Consider the following 3,324-nt stretch of genomic DNA (forward strand, 5'->3'; position numbering starts at 1 on the left):
AAAGCCTTTAGAATTGCACAGACATTATTGCAAAAAAAGAACGTCATCATTATGTTCGATGAAATAGAAGATGTGATGAAAGATGAAGATTCGGGTATCTTCAGCAGTCGCAAAAAACAAAACAATAAAGCATGGCTCAACCGAATTCTCGAAAACAATAACATCCCTGCTATATGGATCACCAACCGGATCAGAGCGATGGATGAAGCGATAGTGCGACGGTTTGATATGGTTTATGAAATTCCGGTACCGCCGAAGAGAAAACGAAAAGAGATCATCAACCGTTCAACACATGAATTTATCAGCAGCGAGAGTGTAGATCGTATCGCACAGCATGAGAATATCGCACCGGCGTTAATCACCAGAGCTGCTAATGTCATCGAATGCATCGGAGATGAGCATGATCGATCAAAAACGTTTGAAAAGCTGATCGAAAATACGTTAAAGGCACAGGGCTATCGCGGATTATCAACCCAAAAGCCCTATAACCTGCCTGAAACGTATGATCCTGCATTAGTCAATTCCGATCACGATCTTGTCGCATTAGCCGAGGGGATAAGCTCGCATCAGTCGGCAAGAATCTGTCTTTACGGTGCACCGGGTACTGGGAAAAGTGCGTTTGGTAAATGGATCGCCAAAGAGCTGGATCGTCCGTGTATTATCAAAAAAGGCTCCGATTTGATATCCATGTGGGTAGGGGGAACGGAGAAAAATATAGCCAATGCCTTTAAAGAAGCGACCGATGAAAATGCGGTTTTAATATTCGATGAAGTAGACAGTTTCTTGCAGGATCGGCTCACTGCAAAGGCTTCATGGGAAGTGACTCAGGTCAATGAGATGCTGGTTCAGATGGAGAACTATGAGGGGATATTTATCGCCACTACCAATCTGATGGATGGACTGGATCAGGCATCACTGCGCCGGTTCGATCTCAAGCTTGAATTTGGGTATCTCAAACCACAACAAGCTTTAGAACTTTTTATGAAAGAGGCCACATTGATGGGGATTGACACTATTTCAAGAGCCGTTGAAAACAACATTAAAAGTTTGATCAGACTTGTTCCAGGGGATTTTGCAGTGATTCGACGACAGAGCCGGTTTTCCCCGATAAAAACGGCAGATGATTTGTTGGATCGATTGGTTGATGAAGTCAAAATCAAACAGCAAGATGATTCTAAAAAGATGGGTTTTTTGCGATAAGTTCATTGTAATATACTACTTAAATATCAAAAGGACTGTTATGAACATAATTAATCTATCATCGAGTATCGAGATAACACCGGCACAAATTTCGTTTTGTGAAGAGTTGTGCGAAAATGGCGATAATAATACTGAAAAAGATTCCTACTATTGGCTTTTAAATCATTTACATATTTTTTTAGTAAATGAAGCTAATTTTGTAAAATATGTTCAAGAATATGAAGATAAAAGTTCAGGAGATAAGCCATCAACTGATTGGTTGGGATATTATACTCGTTTGGATTGTCCACCTTTTTCTAATACGCCGATTATAGTTATTTGTCCTGAGCGAATAGCAAAATGTGTGAGTAGTGATGATGAATTTACATGGCTTTTCGCAAAAGTTCTGATTCATGAACTGTCACATGCAAAGTTGGACTTTAACAATGAAAAGAATGCGTATGTACATACACCGCCAGAAGATCCATTTTTTTATACTTGGATGGAAGAAAGTATTGCCAATATGATGACACTTGGACTATTTGATACTGTAGTGGATCGAGGGGATTGGTATCAGAAATCAAGTGCTTTTGCCAAAGATTTTGTCACAAAACAACCACCGAAGTATGCATTCGGAGGATGGCTTTATGCTAATCTATCGTTTAATGGACTCAAATGGCGAGAGGTGAAGACAAGACCTGATCGTCTATTGTGTGTAAAAAAGCCATGGAATGATTATGTCAGATCATGTACAAAAAAAGAATATAAGTACAGAGTGATACGGTGCTTTTTGGTACAAATGGGAATATGCGATTTTGAACTTCAAGATGAACAACAATGTGAGAATATTTCAATAGAAGAGGATACTACTGATATGAGTTTTATGTTTTGTGGCTGTTCTTCTTTAACAGAAATTCCTAAATTAGATACCTCGAATGTTACTGATATGAATTATATGTTTGGCGGTTGCTTTTCTATTATCAATATCTCAGATATTTTAAAATATAAAATCCCAGAAGATTATCAAGAAATATTTGGTATTAAAGAAATCGATGATCTCATTAATAAATATAAAAATCGTCCTCAAGATAAATTTAAAATGATAAAAGAATTGAAATTAATAGATAAGAAATATATGTAAAGGAGTAAAGTACTTATTATGGCGGGACATTCCAGTGTCAGATCCTCTAGCTCTCCGCTAATAATTTATATGATTTCATTCCGTTTGGAAAGTTCTTCGATGGTTCTTTCCAAAAGAACTTTATTTTAAAATCACGACTTCCGATACCAGCTGCTTTCGATATAGGCTTCATCGTATAACTTTTTGTTTGACAGAATAGCCATTTATATGGACAGAAACTGTCTGCTTTCCCTGCCATAATTTCCTTATTAAGATAAAGGATAAAAGATGGTACCTCCATGGCAAATTACCAAAGTATGGTTCACTGAAAGCCATCATTCACATGCAGGAAATTGGTTTATAAGTGGGTCAGGTCTACATCCAAACCCACGAATATACAAATATGACTGGTGGATTTATCCCTCTAATTCACCGTATGCATCGGCGGAAGAGATCTTTTTCAAATCAGAACACCGTTTGTCGACCAAAGCATTTTTTGAAATTACAAAACAGCTTAACGAAGAGAAAATCAGCTTTGCATACGTAAACTGTAAATATTTTCGATCAGGAAACAAGGTTTTTAATTACGAGAAGATGAAACGAGACTTTCCAACCATCGTCTTTGCTATCGCATATGATGAGGATACGGATGAAGAGCATGAAGGGCATAGATAAGGATTTGGAATATAAATTATGACAAAACAAAAGCATCGTAAACACCATAATAAAAAGCGTATATTTACAAAAATAGAGCGGTATTTCTATGACTGGCTTTATCAGAATAAGGATCGTTTCAATCACAAACCTATTCAAAAAGAGACACACATGTTTTATTTTGAGGGGATAACAAAACAGATCTATTTGGCGATTGATATGAGACAGATGGAAGCCATGTTAATAATCGAGAATAAAGATGGAAACATTTATGATTTATACGCCATCGCATATATTGGATGTTTGAGCTACGATTCGAACAAAGGGTATTTTGATGCAGATAGAGTAGACAAAGTTTATACGTACTATCC

Annotated in this window: 4 protein-coding genes; all 4 read left to right on the top strand. The window is 37.0% G+C overall.

All coding sequences use genetic code 11. From position 1 onward, the window contains the following. The coding region (locus WA010_RS05375) for an AAA family ATPase (RefSeq protein ID WP_422556118.1) at positions 1-1,200 on the top strand (1,200 nt) is incomplete at its 5' end. 40 nt (positions 1,201-1,240) lie between these two features. Further along, positions 1,241-2,320: a BspA family leucine-rich repeat surface protein gene (locus tag WA010_RS05380; RefSeq protein ID WP_422556119.1), complete on the top strand. Its 1,080-nt coding sequence runs from the start codon at positions 1,241-1,243 to the stop codon at positions 2,318-2,320. 267 nt (positions 2,321-2,587) lie between these two features. Next, the gene (locus WA010_RS05385) at positions 2,588-2,974 is read left to right on the top strand and encodes a hypothetical protein (RefSeq protein WP_422556120.1); all 387 of its coding nucleotides are present in this window, start codon (positions 2,588-2,590) and stop codon (positions 2,972-2,974) included. Between the two features lie 18 nt (positions 2,975-2,992). After that, a partial coding sequence (locus tag WA010_RS05390; RefSeq protein WP_422556121.1) for a hypothetical protein occupies positions 2,993-3,324 on the top strand: 332 nt, incomplete at its 3' end.

Source organism: Sulfuricurvum sp., assembly GCF_049305995.1.
In the GTDB taxonomy this organism is placed as follows: domain Bacteria; phylum Campylobacterota; class Campylobacteria; order Campylobacterales; family Sulfurimonadaceae; genus Sulfuricurvum.